Origin of the sequence: Sphingomonas sp. Ant H11 (assembly GCF_000797515.1) — a bacterium.
In the GTDB taxonomy this organism is placed as follows: domain Bacteria; phylum Pseudomonadota; class Alphaproteobacteria; order Sphingomonadales; family Sphingomonadaceae; genus Sphingomonas.
Window position 1 is genome coordinate 1 of record NZ_JSBN01000070.1, and the last position, 18,819, is coordinate 18,819.

General features: G+C 63.9%; 17 protein-coding genes and 1 pseudogene. 13 read left to right on the forward strand and 5 right to left on the reverse strand.

Going from position 1 to position 18,819, the window contains the following annotated elements:
- Positions 1 to 792 (forward strand): AAA family ATPase (locus tag NW75_RS27410; protein ID WP_052192416.1); only part of this gene is annotated, 792 nt, incomplete at its 5' end.
- The gene (locus NW75_RS27415) at positions 716 to 1,852 is read left to right on the forward strand and encodes an AAA family ATPase (protein ID WP_081988769.1); all 1,137 of its coding nucleotides are present in this window, start codon (positions 716 to 718) and stop codon (positions 1,850 to 1,852) included. The genes NW75_RS27410 and NW75_RS27415, both read left to right, overlap by 77 nt.
- Before the next feature lie 18 nt (positions 1,853 to 1,870).
- Here the strand turns inward: NW75_RS27415 and NW75_RS24505 are convergent, their stop codons facing one another.
- The 4 genes from NW75_RS24505 to NW75_RS27420 all read right to left on the reverse strand — a co-directional run bounded on the left by NW75_RS24505 (position 1,871) and on the right by NW75_RS27420 (position 7,294).
- Complete coding sequence (locus NW75_RS24505) at positions 1,871 to 2,455, reverse strand: hypothetical protein (RefSeq protein ID WP_137902439.1); 585 nt, start codon at positions 2,453 to 2,455, stop codon at positions 1,871 to 1,873.
- Between the two features lie 14 nt (positions 2,456 to 2,469).
- Positions 2,470 to 5,058: an RHS repeat domain-containing protein gene (locus NW75_RS13975; protein WP_231565217.1), complete on the reverse strand. Its 2,589-nt coding sequence runs from the start codon at positions 5,056 to 5,058 to the stop codon at positions 2,470 to 2,472.
- Complete coding sequence (locus tag NW75_RS13980; RefSeq protein ID WP_197057820.1) at positions 5,055 to 6,653, reverse strand: hypothetical protein; 1,599 nt, start codon at positions 6,651 to 6,653, stop codon at positions 5,055 to 5,057. Before NW75_RS13980 ends, NW75_RS13975 begins: the two co-directional genes overlap by 4 nt.
- 83 nt (positions 6,654 to 6,736) lie before the next feature.
- Positions 6,737 to 7,294 (reverse strand): Ig-like domain-containing protein, encoded by a 558-nt coding sequence (locus NW75_RS27420; RefSeq protein WP_269430336.1) that lies wholly within the window; start codon positions 7,292 to 7,294, stop codon positions 6,737 to 6,739.
- Positions 7,295 to 7,529: 235 nt separating this feature from the next.
- Here NW75_RS27420 and NW75_RS13985 point away from each other — a divergent pair, with 235 nt between their 5' ends.
- From NW75_RS13985 to NW75_RS23860, 11 genes and pseudogenes are all read left to right on the forward strand, one after another.
- The gene (locus NW75_RS13985) at positions 7,530 to 7,835 is read left to right on the forward strand and encodes a TrbC/VirB2 family protein (protein WP_033965814.1); all 306 of its coding nucleotides are present in this window, start codon (positions 7,530 to 7,532) and stop codon (positions 7,833 to 7,835) included.
- 13 nt (positions 7,836 to 7,848) lie between these two features.
- Positions 7,849 to 8,124 (forward strand): type IV secretion system protein VirB3, encoded by a 276-nt coding sequence (locus tag NW75_RS13990; protein ID WP_426288169.1) that lies wholly within the window; start codon positions 7,849 to 7,851, stop codon positions 8,122 to 8,124.
- A pseudogene (locus NW75_RS13995) lies at positions 8,103 to 10,467 on the forward strand (VirB4 family type IV secretion/conjugal transfer ATPase). The gene NW75_RS13990 and the pseudogene NW75_RS13995 overlap by 22 nt, the downstream one beginning before the upstream one ends.
- Positions 10,467 to 11,090 carry a type IV secretion system protein gene (locus NW75_RS14000; protein WP_033965816.1) on the forward strand — a complete coding sequence of 208 codons (624 nt, stop codon included), beginning with the start codon at positions 10,467 to 10,469 and terminating at the stop codon, positions 11,088 to 11,090. The pseudogene NW75_RS13995 and the gene NW75_RS14000 overlap by 1 nt, the downstream one beginning before the upstream one ends.
- A gap of 84 nt (positions 11,091 to 11,174) precedes the next feature.
- Positions 11,175 to 11,741: a hypothetical protein gene (locus NW75_RS14005; RefSeq protein ID WP_156143039.1), complete on the forward strand. Its 567-nt coding sequence runs from the start codon at positions 11,175 to 11,177 to the stop codon at positions 11,739 to 11,741.
- Positions 11,738 to 12,634, forward strand: a complete 897-nt coding sequence (locus tag NW75_RS14010) for a virB8 family protein (RefSeq protein ID WP_052192419.1) — start codon at positions 11,738 to 11,740, stop codon at positions 12,632 to 12,634. The genes NW75_RS14005 and NW75_RS14010 overlap by 4 nt, the downstream gene beginning before the upstream one ends.
- On the forward strand, positions 12,631 to 13,335 hold the full coding sequence (locus NW75_RS14015; protein ID WP_033965818.1) for a TrbG/VirB9 family P-type conjugative transfer protein: 705 nt from the start codon (positions 12,631 to 12,633) through the stop codon (positions 13,333 to 13,335). Before NW75_RS14010 ends, NW75_RS14015 begins: the two co-directional genes overlap by 4 nt.
- Positions 13,335 to 13,979, forward strand: a complete 645-nt coding sequence (locus NW75_RS25240; RefSeq protein WP_052192420.1) for a hypothetical protein — start codon at positions 13,335 to 13,337, stop codon at positions 13,977 to 13,979. The genes NW75_RS14015 and NW75_RS25240 overlap by 1 nt, the downstream gene beginning before the upstream one ends.
- Complete coding sequence (locus NW75_RS23855; RefSeq protein ID WP_231565214.1) at positions 13,957 to 14,433, forward strand: TrbI/VirB10 family protein; 477 nt, start codon at positions 13,957 to 13,959, stop codon at positions 14,431 to 14,433. Before NW75_RS25240 ends, NW75_RS23855 begins: the two co-directional genes overlap by 23 nt.
- Positions 14,430 to 15,419: a P-type DNA transfer ATPase VirB11 gene (virB11, locus tag NW75_RS14025; protein ID WP_033965819.1), complete on the forward strand. Its 990-nt coding sequence runs from the start codon at positions 14,430 to 14,432 to the stop codon at positions 15,417 to 15,419. Before NW75_RS23855 ends, virB11 begins: the two co-directional genes overlap by 4 nt.
- Before the next feature lie 64 nt (positions 15,420 to 15,483).
- Positions 15,484 to 15,858 (forward strand): TrbC/VirB2 family protein, encoded by a 375-nt coding sequence (locus NW75_RS23860; RefSeq protein ID WP_231565215.1) that lies wholly within the window; start codon positions 15,484 to 15,486, stop codon positions 15,856 to 15,858.
- Between the two features lie 79 nt (positions 15,859 to 15,937).
- Here the strand turns inward: NW75_RS23860 and traA are convergent, their stop codons facing one another.
- Positions 15,938 to 18,817, reverse strand: coding sequence for a Ti-type conjugative transfer relaxase TraA (traA, locus tag NW75_RS14030; RefSeq protein WP_033965821.1), 2,880 nt, complete (start codon positions 18,815 to 18,817; stop codon positions 15,938 to 15,940).
- Between the last annotated feature and the right edge of the window lie 2 nt (positions 18,818 to 18,819).

The window sequence follows — 18,819 nt, forward strand, 5'->3', positions numbered from 1 at the left end:
ATGGTCGCAGGCGCCGAGGCCCGCGCCCTCGCCATGCCGGGTCTGGGCACCGACGCGCGCACGGCAGCAGCCGATGAGGCGGTCGTGTTCGCGGCTGCCCATATCAGCGAGCACGACGCCATATTCCCGGCCGCGCGACTCGAACGCGATGCCGCCATCAGGGCGCGCGGCCACGCCACCCACGCCGACATCCGCGCTGCGATCAACCGCGCCGAGCACGCCCAGGCGCTCGTCATCCGTCACGCGCCGCGCATGGCGCAGGGTGCGACCGGCTATGCCACGCGCGAGGCTGTCGAGACCGAGCAGCACATGCTTGGCATCGAGCGCGAGGGGCGCGGCACGCTGACCCCGCTCTACGGTCGCATCCGTGCCAAGACCGTCGTCGAAGCCGCCAGGCTGCGCTCGGCCGAGCGCGGGCACACCTGGACCAAGGGGCAGGAAGACGCGACCCAGGCGCTGCTCATGTCCGCCAACCGCATCACCGGACTCCAGGGTGCGGCTGGCACCGCCAAGACCTCGACCGTCATCGCGACCTTCGCCGAGGCGGCGCGCGCCCAGGGCCTCACCATCCGCGCGATGGCCCCCACCAGCGCCGCTGCCGAGCTGCTCGGCCGCGCCGTCGATGCCGAACACATGACGGTCAAGCGCATGCTGCTCGCCGACCCCGCCCGAGGCCGGGACGGGCGGCGAGGTATGGATCGTCGACGAGGCCAGCATGATGGCCGCCAGCGAGGCCGATCAGCTCTTCACCCGCGCCCGCGACGAAGGCGCGCGCCTCGTCCTCGTCGGTGACGTGAAGCAGCTCGGGTCCGTGGGGGCCGGCCGCGCCTTCGCACAGCTCCAGGAAGCCGGCATGACGACGCCCGTCCTCGACCAGATCGTCCGCCAGACCAACGACCTCACCCGCGAGGCGGTCGAGGCCATGCTTGCCGGCGAGGCCGCGCGCGCGTTCGACGCCATCGATAAGGGGGGCGGGCGCATCGTCCAGCACGCCGAGGACGATATTCGCCGCGCGCTCATCGCGCGGGATTTCGCCGCGCTTTCCCGCGAGGAACGCGCCGGAACGCTCGTGCTCGATCCGACCCGCGAGGGCCGGCAGCGGCTCACCGACGCCATCCGGTTCGCGCTGCTCAACGACGGAACGCTCGGCCAGGACGCCGTGGTCGCGACCGTGCTGGAGCCGTGCGGATTGAGTAAGGCCGAGGCTGGCAGCGCCGCCAGCTACGTCCCCGGCAGCGTCGTCACGTTCCGCCAGGGCAACCGCGACGCGCGGCTCAGCCGGGGCCGTGCTTACCGGGTGGAGTCGATCGACGCCGAGGCTGGCACCGTGTCGCTCGTCTCGCCGCAGGGCAAGACAGTGGCATGGTCACCCGCGCGATGGGGCGGTGACCAGGCCGAGGCCTATACCGAGGTCGCAGCCGAGTTCCGCACCGGCGACCGGCTCCAGTTTACCCGCAACAACCGCGCCGCTGTCCGCAACAACGGCGATACCGCCGAGGTCGTCGCGATCGACGCCGAACACGCCCGCGTCACCGTCGCGAAGCAGGACGGCACCAGCCAGACGCTCGACATGAACCGGCTCGCCGACCGGCATGTGCGGCATGGCTGGGTGCGGACGATCCATTCCAGCCAGGGCGCGACGTGCGATCACGTCATGGCGCATCTGGAGAGTTTCCGCGCCAACACCGTCGATGCAGCGTCCGCCTATGTCGCCATCTCCCGCGCCCGCGAAGGAGCCGCGATCTACACCGACAGCCGCGCCAAGCTCACCGAGGCGCTCGGGTTGCGCGATGGCGCGCAGGTCGGGGCGATCGACGAGACTATGGGCCGGGAGCACCATATGGCGCTTTAGGCTGCATGGTCTCCATCTTTACTCAGATTGCCGTAATGCGCGTTCAAGAGCTAAATCAGCCTTTATTGATTCGGACGGAGTGAGGTTATCTCGTATTTGGTTATAAAGCTCGGAGGCTTCAGCATAATTTCTTAGGCGAAATGCTTCATCAGCGCGCGGCTTTATCGACGATATCTTCGTCTTGAGTTCCAAATCCTTTGCCCATATTCTTCTCTGATTGGCAAGATTTGAGAAAGTCTCATGATCACCCCTTACGGCATTAAGGGCATATTTAATGAAAATATCTCGCAGTCTTATCAAGCCTCTCCGCACATCTTCTGGCGTTGATGCGACAGCGTCACGATATTTAGAACCTAAATCGACATCATAAATAGTTATAATTTCCGATATATAATAAACAACGCCCTGATTTACAATTTCGCATCCTATTTCGTAGGATTGCCGACCATGATACAATACAACCGATAGCGAGTTATTGGAATACTCTACGAGAGTATCAGAACTATTTATCAATATCAGACCCATTCCTTCGAGAAATGAGAATATAGTCTTCGCCTCTTCAGCGAAATTGAGATTTTCTCTGCCTAATGGGGAAAGTGCCATTTTCTTACATATCTTTACTGGGGTGGAGTCCACATGTTATTTTCTGCATTGAACCTCCAACCTCGACTCTGAAGAAGATTGCGTTCCGCATTCAAGAACTGACCGCCTGTATTCCCGGGCGAAGCATCCCGAATGGGCAGACCTCGTGCCATTTCCTGTCTCAACACGCCAGCATTTTGAGACCAATTTGCTTGCGGGCTTCCTCTATCAGGAAGCCTATTTAACAGTGACTGCTCTCCCGGCTTTAGATTTTTAAGATCATTAACTCGACCGATTACTGTAGTTGTGGCTTTTGGTCCCGGAGATAGCCAATTCTTTACTGCCAATGCCAGGTTAATAACGCGAGTTACAGGAAACAGACTCATTAAAACGCATTCTGAACAATATCCTTGCGCCTTCGACCCCGGAGCAGGATCAGTAGATGCAGTCCTCGGGTCGGCTCCTCGTGCAGAATTCTTTGCTTGTAGGCCATCCGGGGGACCAATTTGGGCCGTAGCGCGGGGCCCAACCCCAGCTCCGGTCGTGCAGTCCCCTGCGGAGTTTTGGAACAGTGACCCCGTGCACATCCCGCTCGGGTCTTCGTTATTGACCGGATCGTTTGCGACATAAGCATAGAGGTTGTTCTGATCGGCGTATCCGATCGGGTCGGTTTGCAGGAACCGGCCGAGCCGTGAGGAATAGAACCGCGCCTTGTAGTAATACAGCCCGAGCTCAGGGATGTACGCTTGGCCGGTATACTGGAAGCGTCCGACGTTGCCTGATCCGGGGACGCCATATTCGTCATAGCTGTTGATCGATACCGGGTTGCCCCAGCAGTCGGCGGCCGCGACGATCGAGCCTTGCTGGTCACGGTGCAGGAACGTCATGTTCGAGCAGTCGAGTGCGGAGGTCGTCACCGCCAACACTGCTTCGTCTTCGCCCGGGCCGAACGCATAGCGACCGATCATCGTGCCGGCACCGTCATATTCGGCCACCAGCTGATCGCCGTCATAGACCGATTGCCGCGTGCCGCTTACGCTGCTCACCTGTGACAGTCGCCCCAGCGGATCATAGGCAAGCGACGCGTTCAGCGTGCCCGACGCCGAGATCAGCCGGTTCTCGACATCATAGCCGAACGTCGTGCCGCCGGTCGAAGTGAGGTTGCCGTTGGCGTCATAGCCGAGCGCCCCGGCACCGACTGCGGTGTATTGGTTCAGCCCGTTGGCCGCATAGCTCGTACTGGCAGTTGCATAGCCGGTGAACGCATAGCCGCTGTTCGAGCGCGTTTGCTGCGTGATCTGGTTCGCCGGATTATAGCCCAACGTCGTCGTAGTGTTGGCCGATCCGCTCGCGAAGCTTTGGCTCTGCGATGCCGGACGCGACACCGCGTCATACCCGTAACTGGTGTAGCTGCTCGCCTGGTTAGTCGACTCGCGCCGACCCTGCGCATCATAGACGATCGAATAGAACTGGGTGGCATTGTCAAATAAGGTCAACCGCCGCCGGTCGAGCCCGTCATAGCTGTAGTTCATCGTGTGACCATCGGGGTAGGTCAGCTGCGTGCGGTTGCCATCCGCATCATAGGCGTAGCCGAGCGTCCGCGACGTGCCGCCGACATTGGTCGTGGTCGATATTTGCCGCCCGAACCCGTCGAACGTGTTGGTGATGCCAGCTCCGCTCGCCGAGCCGAACCGCGCGTAGAGCTGCAAGCCCCGCAGGTCGTAGCCGTAATAGACGTCGGCCGTTGCGCTGCCGGGAATGTCTTTCAGCGTCATCCGGTTGAGCGCATCGTAGCTGTAGCCGATCACCTGGCCATCGCGCTTGCGCAAGCTCGTGCGGTTACCGTTGGCGTCGTAGCCATAGGCCTCAAAGTCGGTGCTGCTGACCGTGCCCGCCGCCGTCGGCGAGGGGAAGTTCCACTGCACTTGCCGGTCGAACCCGTCATAGCCCATCGACGCCTTGTTGCCGTTCGCGTCGGTCAGCGACGTCTGCTTGCCGTTGGCACTATAGGTGAGCGTCGCGTAATCCTGCTGCAGCGGCGTCGCATATGCCTTCTGCACCTTCAACACCTGTCCGACCCCGTCGTAGGTCATTTTCGTGATGCGATCCGGTCCATTCGACCCCGCCGTCCCGAGCGTGCACGCATCCGGCAGCGACCCATAAACCGCCGGGTTCATCCGCACTGCCGTGCACAGCGGCCGCCCGGCGCCGTCATAACTGAATTGGGTCAGACTGTAGGTAGTGCCGCTCGACGAAAGCGCCTCTGTGACTTTGCGGTCCATCACGTCGAACGTTGCCGTCACCGTCTGGAACACCGTGAAATTAGTATAGAGTTCCCAGTCTTTCGGTGCCACGCTCTCGGATTGCCAGCTCGACAGCTCGCCCTTCTCGACCTTGATCAGGTTCCCCGCCGCATCATAGGTATTGCGCACCGCCGCAAAATGCAGCGGACCGGACCCGTCCGGGTCCGGCGCGATCGTCCCGACCACACGACGCGCGAGGTCATATCGAACAGCCGAGGTGTAATCCGATGGCGAAGACTGCGCATCCGCGCGCGGCGCCAGTGCGGGCAGCAGCGCGGCGAGAACAACCGCTACTGCGGCGAGTAGAGGACGGACGATCACGAGCAACTAGCCAGGCCGGCGCGCGGGGTCGTCTCGCTGATCCTGTTGCCCTGCCAATCATAACGGTAGCAGGTTCGCAGGCTGACCCCACCGGCCGTCACGACCTTACCGCGCAACAGCAATGTGTTTGGTCCGCTATCCGGCCCATAATCGTATGTTGTCACCACCTCGTCGCCCGATCCTGCGGCACACCCGCCGCCTACCGTCGCGCTCGTCCTGCAAATACGATCTTCCGACAGCAACCAGAGCGGAGGTCCTGCAGCGCTATAGCCGCCCGCGCTGGTAAGCGTCCAAGCGTAGCGCTGGACATACGCGTGGCGCACGACTGCCTGGATTCCCGCGGCGTTTACCGGCAACGTTTCCGTCAACAGACCGCCATGGGTCGGATCATAGGAATAGGTGGTGACGTTTCCGTTCGCGTCGGTAACGCTCGTCGGCTTGTTACAAGTTACGACATTCGAACAACTCGCCGGATAGACCTTGTTGTCGGTCCCGATATCCGCGAGTCCGCTGCCCGACTTTGCTTGAAAAACCGTCGTGGTCGGCATCATCCGGTCAGTATAGCCATACGCGACCGCGTTGGTTTCGGGCAATCCGACGAAAGTGGGATATCGACCAAGGAACCGTGTATAATAGCGCTGCCCGTTTCCGTCGAGATAGGTAGTCATTACGCCGCCATGATACGAGAAACTCGTTTCATGGCCGGTAGGATCGATCCAGCCGGAATCGTCGTCAGGGAAGGAATCCGCGTTGTCATCCTTTCCATCGAACGAGCAGCTACAGATATACTGCCAGACAGATCCGTCGGCCATGGTTTGCTGGGTTATGTGGAGCTGCCCGGCTTGATAGGCATTATTGACCTTACATGTGGTGGTTCCAGGATCGGTCAGACAAGTAAGGCCGCCACTTCCATATATGTAATGCGCGGTATCACCCACGACGTTGGTCGCTGCGACCAGCTTCCCGGAGGTATAAGCGTAAGAGGCCTTCAACGTCGCAGCTACACACGTCGTGCTGGTCGAGACGACGCTATTCGCGAGGTTAAAACCGCACGCCGCTGATACGTTTCCATTCGAATCATAATCGAACACGACCGCATATCCGCGGTTGCTCCTCACAATTTTTGGCTTCCATTCCACGTAGGTGATCGTCGTCACCGCGCCATCTGGCGCGGTGATTGTCGCGTCGGAATTGGCACCGGGTGCGAAACGATAAACAGTGCCGTCACGATCGGTAAAGATATTGATCGCGCCCACGTGCGTCAGGCTCGTGCCATATTCATCAGTCTGCGGGGAGGGGGGGTAGTCAGAAGACAACGTGCCCCAGAACACATATTTTGTCCGCCCGATAACCACGGTGACGGTCGGGTTGATCCCGCCCGTATGACTTGATATTCTCAAATCAAAGTTATGAGTCCATCCGCCACCGAAGTAATGGCTAGATGTCTCGCGACCACCTAGATAAGATCGTTCGATTTTCAGCGGACCCACTGACAAGTCTTCGATCGTGACCGCATAGGTGTTATCCAGTAGATTCACGTTTGTTGGGCTGATCGAATACTGCCTCGGCGGCGTAAGAGACTGGGCATTCGCCACGGGTGCCTCAAAGAGTGTCACCGAGCAAAATATGGCCAAGCCAACGACGGCAGAACGCGCCAAATTCAAAAGAGATCGAGCCATCACGAACCCTCGCACTGGAATGAATTTCCTGTCACCGTTACCGAAAGTTGCCCGATCGCCGTGGCTCCGAGACTATCGGCAACCGTATAAGTCAGAGCATAAACTCCGGGCTCAACGGCAGTCAGGAGAACGGCGTTCCCTGAAATCGATGCGCTGACATTCCCTAAGCTGTCAGGCGTGACGGATTGGAGAGCCAATGGAACATTATTGTCAGGGTCATAGTCGTTTGCGAGAACGCTGACGCTTTTGCTGAGGTTGCAGCGAAAGCTGACGCTGTCCGATACCGCTACCGGCGGCTGATTAGTCGGCGTCGGCGTTGGGGTCGGCGTCGGCGTTGGGGTCGGCGTACTCCCGCAAGCCGACGCTCCCACGCTGACAATTTGCTGAGACCGGTTCCCTGCGGCATCGAAGCAGGTCGCCGTCACAATGCCGTTATTCGGCCCGCCGCTCCTCGCACTCGCGATCAGCCGTCCAAGCGCATCATATGTATAGGTAGTCGTTTCCTGGGCCAGCGAGGCGCCACCAGCAATTCCGGCGATGAGGGCAGTGCTGCCCAATAGCGCCCAACGCCTTCGCTTCATCGTGCCCCCCGACTCGGTACATTGTGGTCGAGATTATGCACGAGATGGGGTTGGCTCCAACCGAATTATTGGCCAACTCGGATCGAATTTTTCAGCTCTGTAACAGTCCGAATCAGCGCCGAGATGTTGGCAAATATCTTCCGACCGTGCATCGTGAGCCGAGACCGGCGTTTCCAAAACGGAGACATTCAGTGTCGTTGAGGGTGGGCAGATGGCGACCGTTTTGAGCAACCTGGCTATTTTGGGCCAAACCACATTAGCACTTGCCCAAGGCTCGTTGTCCGACCCCGCCGGGTCGGGCGTAATCGTCTCGGCCGTCCGCTGGCTGCAAGGTACGCTGCTAGGCACCGTTGCCACGGTTCTGGCGGTGATTGCGGTCGCGGTGGTCGGCCTGCTGATGCTCACGGGTCGAATCAATTGGCGTTACGGCGCCACCGTGATCGTCGGTTGCTTCATTCTGTTCGGTGCCGCCAGCATCGTCGCGGGGATTCAGTCGACCGCCGGTCTCAGCAACTAGCGCCGTGACGGGAATGGACCGCGATCCGCTGTTCGTCGCGCTCACGCGGCCGCAAATGTTTGCGGGCGTCACCTACAGCTATTTCATCATCAACGGAGTGGTTGCGACCGAGCTGTTCCTGATCTTCCATTCGCCCTGGGTGCTGCTGGCAGCTCTCGCCGTTCACCTGGTCGGCATGGTGCTGAGCGTGCGCGAGCCGCGCATCTTCGACCTGTGGCTGACGCGCGTTCGGACCTGTCCGCGGGTGCGCAATCATGCGATCTGGCGATGCAACTCCTACCGCCCCTGACCCGCGACGCGAAGGCAATGCGACGGGAGATGCCCGCAGGCAGTCACTTGCCCTATGCGCGTCACGTCGACGATCACACGATCGAAACCCACGACGGCTTGCTGATGCAGACGATCCGGCTGCGCGGCCTGTTGTTCGAGACCGCCGACACCGACGAACTCAACTACCGCAAGACCTTGCGCGATGCGATGCTGCAGGCGATCGGCTCGTCACGCTTCGCGATCTACCATCATATCGTACGCCGCCGAGTCGAGATCGATCTGCCCGCGCGCTTTCCCGATGATTTTTCCGCGCTACTCGATGCGCGGTGGCGCGCCCGGCTCGCGGCCAAGCAACTCTACGTCAACGATCTGTTCCTGACGATCGTGCGGCGCCCGCTGCAGGGCAGGATCGGCTTGGTCGACCGGTTGCGCGGGCGCGTTGGCAACGACCAGGCCGACCGGGTCTCGCATGAGGTCCGCGCGCTCGACGCCGCGCGCGAAGCGATGATCGCGCAACTCGGCAGCTATGAGCCGCGCCTGCTCGGCGTCTATGACACACCCAACGGGCCCTGCTCGGAGCCGCTCGAATTTTTTGTCGACGCTCTATCACGGCGAGATGCGCCCGGTGCTGTTGCCGCTCGAGGATCTGGGTGATTATTTGCCCTATCGCCGGATCAGCTTTGGCCAGGAGACGATCGAGCTCGGGCCGCATGGGGATGAAGGACGGCGCTTCGTTGGGGTCGTCTCGATCAAGGATTATCCCGGCCAGACCGCGCCCGGCATGTTCGACGACCTGATGCGGCTGCCGTTCGAAGTGACGATGGCGCAGTCGTTCGGCTTCGTCGATCGCCAGGCCGCGCTCGGCAAGATGAACCTTGCGCTCAGGCGGATGCGCTCGACCGAGGACGAAGCCGTGTCGCTGCGGGGCGAACTCGCGAACGCCAAGGACGAAGTCGCGGCGGGACGCGCAGGCTTTGGCGAACATCACATGACGATCGCGGTCCACGGCGCGACCCTCACCGAGGTCGATGCCGGCGTCTCCGAAGTGCAGGCGTCGCTCGCCGATCTCGGGATTATAGCGGTGCGCGAAGACATCGCGCTGGAGCCGGCCTTCTGGGCGCAGTTTCCCGGAAACTTCAAATATATCGCCCGGCGCGGGCTGATCTCGACCGGCAATTATGCAGGGTTGGTCAGCGGCCATAATTTCGCGCTCGGCCGCGCCAGCGGCAACCATTGGGGCGATGCCGTCACGCTGCTGGAAACGACCGCGGCCGGCCCATATCACTTCAACTTCCACCAGGGCGATCTCGGCAATTTCACCGTGATCGGACCGTCCGGCTCGGGCAAGACGGTGGTCCTCAACTTCCTGCTGGCGCAAGCGCGCAAGTTCGCGCCGCGCATCGTGTTCTTCGACAAGGACCGCGGTGCCGAACTGTTCATCCGCGCGATCGGCGGGCGATACGATGTGCTGCGCCCCGGTGTCGCCTCAGGCCTCAATCCGCTGCAAATCGCCGACAACCCGGTCAACCGCCAGTTCCTGATCGACTGGATCGCGCAACTCGCCGGCGGCGCCGACCTGGAAGACGTCGAGCGGATCAAGGACGCGGTCGATGCCAGTTTCGGGCAAGACGTCGAGCATCGACGGCTGCGCCACCTGGTCGAACTGTTTCGCGGCGGGCACCGTCCGCACGCCGCCGATTTGTGGGCGCGGCTGCGGCCGTGGTGGGGCGAAGGCGAGCGCGCCTGGCTGTTCGACAACGCGACCGACCGGACCGACCTCAGCGCGGATGCGGTCGGGTTCGACATGACCGCGATCCTCGACGATCCGGCGGTGCGCACGCCTGCGATGATGTATCTGTTCCACCGAGTCGAGGAACGGCTCGACGGGACGGCGGCGATCATCGTGGTCGACGAGGGCTGGAAGGCGCTCGACGACGATGTGTTCGTGCGGCGAATCAAGGATTGGGAGAAGACGATCCGCAAGCGCAACGGGATCGTCGGCTTTGCCACGCAAAGCGCGCAGGACGCGCTCGAAAGCAAGATCGCCAGCGCGATCATCGAGCAGGCCGCAACGCAGATCTTCATGACCAATCCGCGCGCGCGTGCCGAGGACTATGTCGGCGGGTTCGGGCTGACCACTCATGAGTATGAGATCGTCCGTACCCTGCCCGACGATGCTCGGTGTTTCCTGATCAAGCACGGCACCGACAGCGTGGTGGTGCGGCTCAATCTTTCGGGCGAGCCCGATCTGCTGACGATCCTCTCCGGGCGCGAGCGCACGGTGCGGCTGCTCGACCAAATCCGCGACGACGTCGGCGACGATCCGATCGACTGGATGCCGCGCCTGCTGGAGCGCGCATGATGGCGGCGTGCCGCGGCCTCTCGCCCGATGGGCCGTTTGTCAGCGACATGCTCGGCTATGTCGATTGCCAGGCGCAGACGATCGGTGCGGCGGGCTATCACGCGCTTGCCACGCCGGGATCGAGCGCCTCGCTCGCGCTCACCGGGCTGCTCACATTGTTCGTCGCACTGTTCGGCTATCGCATGTTGTTCGCTCAGGCGCCTGGAATCCGCGATGCCGTGGTTGCAATCGTCAAGCTCGGGATCGTGCTCGCCTTGGCGACGAGCTGGCCGGCTTATCGCACGATCCTGTATGACGTCGCGTTGCATGCTCCGGCCGAGCTTGCCGCGGATGTGGGCGGGGCAGCGGCGCTGCCTGGCGCGCGCGGCGGGCTCGAAGCCCATCTCCAGGCGGTCGATAACGGCCTGGCCGAACTGGTTCGGATCGGCACCGGCCGTCCGCCCGAAATCGACGAACCCGCTGCCCCCGACGCGTCGCCGCTCGCCCCGGAACAGCAGCAGCAACGCTTCCGCCAACTCGGACAGCGGCCCCATTGGGACCCGCAGCGTGATGCCGAGCTGCTCGGCACCGCGCGCACCGTCTATCTGACCGGCGCGATCGGCGCCTCGCGGCGGTCCGGCTGATCGCCGGACTTTTGCTTGCGCTCGGGCCGTTCTTCGCGCTGTTCTTGTTGTTCGATGCGACGCGCGGTGTGTTCGGGGGGTTGGGTGCGGGCGCTCGGCGCCGCGGCGCTTGGCGGCCTCGCGAGCGCAATCCTGCTGGGCGCGGAACTCGCGATCCTCGAACCATGGCTTGGCGCGATCCTCGCCGAGCGCGAAGCCGATATCGCGACCCCGGCCGTCCCGATCGAGCTGCTGGCATTCGCGCTGATCTTTGCAGCGACGCTGCTTGCCGGGTTGATCACTTCAGCCAAGGTTGCCTATGGTTTCCATGTTCCAGCCGTGGTTCGCACCGCATCGGCCCGGTTGATCGAGAATCTGCAATCGGCGGCGTTCGGCGAGCGCGCGGCGATGCAAGGCTACACAGACCGAGCGGACGCGCCCGAGCGCAATCGCGCGCACGCGATCGCCGATGCGGCGGCGGCAGCGCAGCGGCGCGAGCTGGCCGACATTCGACAGCAGGCGCTGGGGAGTCGGATGAGCGAACGCGGCCACAATCCGCAAACCCCGCTGCGCGGACCGCAAACGGCAGCTGCCGTTCCGATCGGGCAGTCCGCCCGGCGTCGCACCCGAAACCGTGTCTCGGCCGGTGCCAGCCGACGTGAGGCGATATGACCCGACCCAAGACCGACAAGCCCGAAACACGCGACGCCTATTACGAGCAAGCCGGAAGCTGGGCGCGCGACCGGCAGGACGCCTTGCGCGCCTCACGCCGCGTCGCCTGGATCGTGGCGGGGGCGGCGGTGGTCGTGGCCGTGTTCGAAGCGACCGCACTCGTCCTGCTGATGCCGCTCAAGACGGTCGAGCCCTATACGCTGATGGTCGACCGCAACACAGGCTATGTCCAGGCGCTCAAGCCGATCGACGCGCAGAAGATCGCGCCCGACACCGCGCTGACGCAGTCGTTCCTCGTCCAATATGTCATCGCGCGCGAAAGCTTCGACGTCGATGCGCTCCAGGACAACTACCGCAAGGTCGCCTTATGGTCGGCCGATCCGGCGCGCGCCGACTATATCGCCAGCGTGCAATTCTCCAACCCCGGCAGCCCGCTCGCGCGCTTTCCGCGTAGCACGGTGATCGAGACGCGGGTGAAGAGCGTGTCGCCGCTCGGCGGCAACGCAGCGATGGTCCGGTTCGACACGCAGCGCCGCGATGCGGGTGGCCAGCCGCTGCCCTTGCGGTCCTGGGTGGCGGTGATCCGCTACCGCTTCTCGACCGAGCCGCTGCAGCAGTCGGATCGCTTCCTTAACCCGCTGGGGTTTAAGGTGTTGCGCTATCGCCGCGATCAGGAACAGGCACCCGCTGCGATCGAGCCGATGGTGACGACCAACCAGCCGGCGACCGGCCCGCAATTGCCGCTTTATGGTCCCTATGGATCGGCCGTGCGACCGCAATCGCCAGCGCTGCCAGGTACAGGAACCGCATCGCCGGTCACGCCGCCATCGCTACCGCCATCGCCACCGCCCGCGGCACCCCGTCGAGCGCAGACCAACGAGGTCGCGCTTTGACGCGGGCGCGAGTCATCGCTCTGCTGCTGCTCGCCGCCTCCACGCCGTTGTCGGCCGAGCTTCGCCCGACGCCGGGGACCGGCGATCCGCGTATCCAGACCGTCGTCTACGATCCCGACCAGATCATCACGCTCCAGGTCGCGCCGGGCTATCAACTAACGCTCGAGTTCGACGCGGGCGAGCGAATCGAGAATGTCGCGGTCGGCGACAGCGGCGCCTGGCAGGTCACCCCCAACAAGCGGGGCGACCACTTGTTCATCAAGGCGGCGCAAAGCGGGGTCACGACCAACATGACGGTCGTCACCGATTCGCGCACCTACAGCTTCCTCCTGGCACCGGCCTATGGGCCGATGCCCGATCTGCCCTTTACGGTGCGGATCAAATCGGCGGCTCCCGCGATCGCCACGATCGATGCCAACGGTCCGACCAAGGTCGAGGAGGGGCTGTACAAGCTGAGCGGATCTCGCGCGCTGCGACCGGCTGCGATGAGCGACGACGGCGTTCACACTTATATCGAATGGGCTCCGGCGCAGACCATGCCGGCGGTGTTCGCGCTCGACCCGCTGGGTCAGGAAACCCTCGTCAACGGCATGATGCGCGACGGCATGTACGTCATCGACAGCGTTGCGAAGCGGCTGGTGTTCCGCCTCAACGCACAGACCGCTTATGCGTCGCGCCACTTGCCTCGCAAGCGCCGCTGATGCCGACCCCCTCGCCTGTCGATCCGCGGGGCGCGAGCACGGGGGACATCCGCCCGGTCGTCGCGACGTCAGCGAGCGGCGTGCCGTTGTGGCTGATGATCATGAGCCTCGTCTTGGCCGGCGTCCTGCTGTTCAGCGTGCTCGATTCGCGTCGCCGCGCGGCCTCTGCCCCGCCTGTGCGCCCCCGCACCGACGACAGCATCGACGTGGCGCAAGCTCCCCCGCCGCTGTACATTCCGCCGCCGCCACTCGCCCCAACCCCGACGCCGCTTCCCACCGCAACACCGGTGCCGACGCCGACACCCAAGCCGCCGGTGTTCGTGCCGCCGCCACCGCCGCGGATCATTTATGTGCCGCAACCCGTTCCGCCAGCGCCGATGCCTTCGGCTGCACCGCCACGCGTGTCGAGCGAACCCGTCCTGGTCATCGACACCGGCACGGGTGCCGCGGCAATGTCCCCGTCGGGCACGCCGGGCGCGAACACCCAATCCGGTTCCGGCACGCCGGAAGCCGCGACGGCGCATGCCTCGGTCATCCGACACCGGGAGACGATCGTCGCACGGGGGGACGTTGATCCCGGCCGTACTGGAGTCGGCACTCGACTCCACCCGGGCCGGGCCAGTGCGTGCGCTGGTCAGTCGTGACGTGCGCGGGTTCGATGGAAGCCGCGTGCTGGTGCCGCGCGGCAGCCGGCTATTTGGAGATTATCAGGCCGATCTTCAGCCCGGCCAGAATCGCGCGCTGATCACCTGGACCGAGCTGGTGCGGCCCGATGGTGTCACGATCGCGATCGGCTCGCCCGCATCCGACCCGCTTGGTCGCGCCGGCGTACGCGGCAAGGTCAACAGCCATTTCTTCACGCGGTTTGCTTCCGCCATCCTGCAATCCTCGCTCGACGTCGGGGTCAACCTTGCGTCGCGTATCGGCAATGGCAACTCCGCTGTGGTGGTCGCCTTGCCCGGTGCCTCGCAAACGCTGTCGCGACCATTGACCGGCGGGACACAGGCCAAGCCCACCCTCACCGTGCGCCAGGGCACCGCAATCAGCGTGTTCGTTGCCCGCGACCTCGATTTCACGGCGGTCGAAAACACCAGATGAGCCCAGCTACCGACCTCGGCCCGGTCTATTTGCGCCGCTATCTGGCGCCGCTCGCCGCAATGCTCGAGCGCCCCGACGTTACCGATATCTATGTCAACCGCCCCGGCGAACTGTGGATCGAGACGCTGGCCGGCGCGACCGAACGGCACGACGCGCCCGATCTCGACGGAGCAACTCTCACGCGCCTGGCACGGCAGATCGCCGCTTTGTCGCACCAGGGGATCAGTCGCGAGCACCCGTTGCTGTCGGCGACCTTGCCCGATGGCGCGCGCGTGCAGATCGTAGCGCCCCCCGCTACCCGCGACCACTTGGTGCTTGCGATCCGCAAGCACGTATCGGCCGACCTTAGCCTCGGCGATTACGTGGCGTCCGGCGCGTTCGACGACACGCGCAGCAGCGATGGCGGAACGCACGAACTCGACCTGCGCCTGCAGGCACTCCTGGGCGCAGGCGACATCGCCGGAACCTTGTCGGCCGCGGTCAAGGGACGCAAGAACATCCTCGTGTCCGGCGGCACGTCCACCGGCAAGACCACGTTCCTCAATGCCCTGATCCGCGAAATCCCCACCGACGAACGGCTGGTCCTGATCGAGGATACGCCTGAGCTGCGCATCCACCACGCCAATGCGATCGGCTTGCTCGCCGCGCGCAGCGCGCTCGGCGAAGCGCGGGTCAGCACCGACGATTTGCTGGGCGCATCGCTCCGAATGCGGCCCGACCGCATCATCGTCGGCGAGCTGCGCGGCGAGGAAGCCTATACCTTCCTGCGCGCGGTCAACACCGGCCATCCGGGTTCGATGACCACGGTCCATGCCGACAGCGCCGAGCGCGCGATCGAGCAGATTGCGCTTCTGGTCCTGCAAACCGGAACACGGCTCAACCGCGAGGACGTGCAGCATTATGTCCGCAGCACCGTCGATGTGTTCGTGCAGCTGGCTCGCACGGCCGGACGGCGATCCGTCAGCGAGGTCTTGCTTCGCCGTTGAAAGGGCGCGAACAGCGACTACACCATGGGTGTCGCGACAGGTTTCCTATTAGCGCGAGGGGCATGTGGATCAAATATCGACATCTCTTTCCAACCCGAGCGGGTCGAGTGCGCTCGTTGCTGCGATAACGTGGCTACAAGCAACGCTTCTCGGCACCGTTGCCAAGACAATTGCGGTGATCGCGGTCGGTTGTCTCGGTATGCTCCTGCTGTCGGGGCGCGTGCCGTATCGACGCGGCATGACGGTGCTGGCCGGTTGCTTCATCCTTTTCGGATCGGCGCGCATCGCGACGGGATTGCAGTCGGTGATAACCAGCAGCGACAGATTTTCGGGTTCGGTGGTCGTGGCGTCACCGCCTGTATGGGTTCCTCCAACCCCACCCCCTCCTGTTCCCGCCAACTACGATCCTTACGCCGGCGCTTCGGTTCCGCAACGGTGAGAACCCTTTCAGCACAGAATTCGAACGTCGAATTAAACCGGGAGAGTCGGCCAAGAGACGCACGTTGCGGAACGGCCACTCACATCCCAATGCCGATTCCCCTGCTCCGCCCCCGTCCGATCATGTCGGCAAGGCTCTGGCCGATGCTGCGCCCATCCGCTTCGGGCAGTCCGATCTGCGCTCGGCGATTGCGCAGGATCGATTCGACCTGCGGATCACGCTCCAGGCTTTTCGCCATGCCGATCATCTTGGTCTCGACCACCCGGATCTTGCTGTCCTCGTGGTTGCGTCGAAGCGCCTGACGCTGGCGCTCCAGCCCCTGCCAGCGCTGGACGAACACATCGGCACGCAGCGTCGGGCTCTCACGCATTTCCGCCTCCAGCTGCATCGCGCGGATTGTGGCGGTGGTTCGGCCGTGCGCGGACTCCTCGATCAGCCGATTGTCGTTTGCCATCGCGCTTTCGAGATCGTCGACAGCGTGCGGGCGAATGCTGTCGAGCGACCTCCGGCTGGCGACGAGTTCGGTCCTCTGTTCGTCGGTATAGGGGTCGCCAACGCTCTGCGCGAACCTCATCGCACGGACGATGCGGCCGTGACGCTCCACCGCTGCTGGCAGCACGGCGGCCGGGTCAGGCGCCCGCACCGGCGCGGGCGCGGCCAGATCGGGCGGTAGCCGGAGTTTCAGGCCAGCGAACATGTCGCGCTTCGGCGCAGGCTGCTGCTCCCGCGCTGGCGTCGGCAGCACGATCTGGCGCCGCGCCGCAAAGGCAGGTGCATAGTCCGACGCCATGTCCTTGGCGCGCTCGCGCGACAGCGTCGCCGCCAGCTTGCCGTGATCGGCAAAATCGTCGTGCCCGTAATGCAGTTCGACACTTTCGCGGTGGCGCGACAACGCGACATAGGCGGCATGGCGATCGAGCCCCGGCGTCGCCAGCACATGGACGTGGTCGACCGTTACCCCCTGGCTCTTGTGGACGGTGGCGGCATAGCCATGATCGAGCGCGGCATAGTCCTTCAGGTCGAACGCCACCGCGCGACCATTGTCGAGCAGCACCGCCATGCGCGTGGCGCTGACGCTCTCGATCCGCCCGAGCGATCCGTTCTTCACGCCAAGGCTGCGCTCGTTGCGACCGAACATCACCCGGTCGCCGGCCGCGAACTGCCGTTCGCCCTTCTCCACCTGCAAGGTGGCGTCGTCGCCAAGCTCCCCGTGACTACGCAGCCGTTCGCGCGCGGCCTGGTTGAGCGCTGCCACTTCGTCGTTGGTGTGGGTGAGGATGATCCGGCGCGCATCGGGCTGCAGGGTCCGTTCGCGGTCCCAGCGCTCGATCAGACGCCCACGCGCCTCGTCGCGCGTGTCCGCGGCGTGAATCGCACCATGGTCGCGATAGGCAGCGAGCGCTTCGCCGGTGCGCTCGGTGGCGAGCTGGCGCGTGGCGTGCCGCTGCCACTCGACCTTCTGCCGACGGATGTCGGTGATCTCGATGCTGCCATGGCGTTCCGCAATCGATCGGAACGCGGCGCCTGCTTCGATCGCCTGAAGCTGTTCGGGGTCGCCGACCAGCACGACTTTCGCGCCGCGCTTTTCGGCTTCGGCGATCACCCGCTCCATCTGCCGGGTGCCGATCATCCCGGCCTCGTCGATGACGAGAATGGATTTGTCGGTCAGCAGGTCGCGCTCCTGCCCCCATTGATGTTCGATGCTGGCGATCGTGCGCGACGCGATCCCCGATCCGCTCTCCAGATTTTCAGCCGCAATGCCCGACAGCGCGAGCCCCTGCACCTGATAGCCGGCGCTCTCCCATGCCTCGCGCGCGACGCCGAGCATCGCCGACTTGCCGGTGCCGGCATAGCCCAGCACCACGCCGATCGCTTGCGGCTTGGTCACATGATCGAACGCACTGCGCTGCTCGGTCGACAGCTCCAGCCCGCGCATCTCGGCACGCACCAGTGCGAGCTTGCGATGTTGCTCGGTCATGCCGTGGCGGCGGCTGGCTTCGAGCCGGATCGTCGCGCGTTCCAATCGCGCTTCGGTGTCGAGCATGTCGCGGCTGGTGAAGCGCTCGTCGCCGCGTCCGTCCTTGCCGAGCGCGACAAGGTCCGGCGCCGCGCGTACCGCCGCCATCACCTGGTCGAACTGCTCCTTGCCTTCACTATGGCGATGCACGAACATCGCCAGATCGCGGCGGGTAAAGGTTGCCTGGGTGCGCGTGATCGCGTCGAGCGCGATTGCGGGGTTGGCGAGCAGTTTCTCGCCATTGGTCCGCGCGATGGCATGGTGTTCTTCGAGCCGTTCGGAGGCCAGACCCTGCCCCGCCATCCGCGCGGCGGCGGGGCCGATCTTGTGCTGAGGCTCCAGCTCGATGCCTTGGGCTTCGAGCGACCGGTGATCGACGCGCGCATCGATATCGAGTTGGGCGAGCCTCGCGTTGACATGGCCTGCCCAGCGCTCGCGCCACTTTTCCAATAGGTCGGTGCGGTTCCAGTCGCGGTTCTTCGGGCCGAACCCGTCCGCGCCGACATTGCGCATCGTCAGCATGACATGCGCGTGCGGCTTCGCCATCCCATCCGCGCCGATATCCCAATGCAGATTGAGATCGGCGATCATGCCGCGATCGACAAACTCCGTGCGGACGAATTCGCGCGCGAGCGCGATGCCGTCCTCCCTCGATAGCTCGCGCGGGATCGCGAACTCGATCTCGCGGGCGATCTGCGCGTCGATCCGCTTCTCGGCGGCTTCGACTTCGTTCCACAGCTTTTCCCGGTCACCGAGGTGCTCGGGCGCGCCGTCGGGCAGCATCACTTCGGAGTGAACGACGCCCGCCTTATTCGAGAAATCATGATGGCGATCAAGCCGCTGGTCGTGGAGCCTTGACGCCGAGCGATAGGCGGCAGCGGCCAGCGCCGACGAGCCGTTGGCGCGGCTGATGATCTTGGCCGAGAAATGGTAAATCGCCATAG

Excerpts from the sequence above, each read along its gene's own strand:
- NW75_RS27415 (WP_081988769.1), top strand. The coding sequence starts at position 716 with ATGATGGCCGCCAGCGAGGCCGATCAGCTCTTCACCCGCGCCCGCGAC.
- NW75_RS24505 (WP_137902439.1), bottom strand. The coding sequence starts at position 2,455 with ATGGCACTTTCCCCATTAGGCAGAGAAAATCTCAATTTCGCTGAAGAG.
- NW75_RS13985 (WP_033965814.1), top strand. The coding sequence starts at position 7,530 with ATGGCGACCGTTTTGAGCAACCTGGCTATTTTGGGCCAAACCACATTA.
- NW75_RS13990 (WP_426288169.1), top strand. The coding sequence starts at position 7,849 with ATGGACCGCGATCCGCTGTTCGTCGCGCTCACGCGGCCGCAAATGTTT.
- NW75_RS14000 (WP_033965816.1), top strand. The coding sequence starts at position 10,467 with ATGGCGGCGTGCCGCGGCCTCTCGCCCGATGGGCCGTTTGTCAGCGAC.
- NW75_RS14010 (WP_052192419.1), top strand. The coding sequence starts at position 11,738 with ATGACCCGACCCAAGACCGACAAGCCCGAAACACGCGACGCCTATTAC.
- NW75_RS25240 (WP_052192420.1), top strand. The coding sequence starts at position 13,335 with ATGCCGACCCCCTCGCCTGTCGATCCGCGGGGCGCGAGCACGGGGGAC.
- virB11 (WP_033965819.1), top strand. The coding sequence starts at position 14,430 with ATGAGCCCAGCTACCGACCTCGGCCCGGTCTATTTGCGCCGCTATCTG.
- traA (WP_033965821.1), bottom strand. The coding sequence starts at position 18,817 with ATGGCGATTTACCATTTCTCGGCCAAGATCATCAGCCGCGCCAACGGC.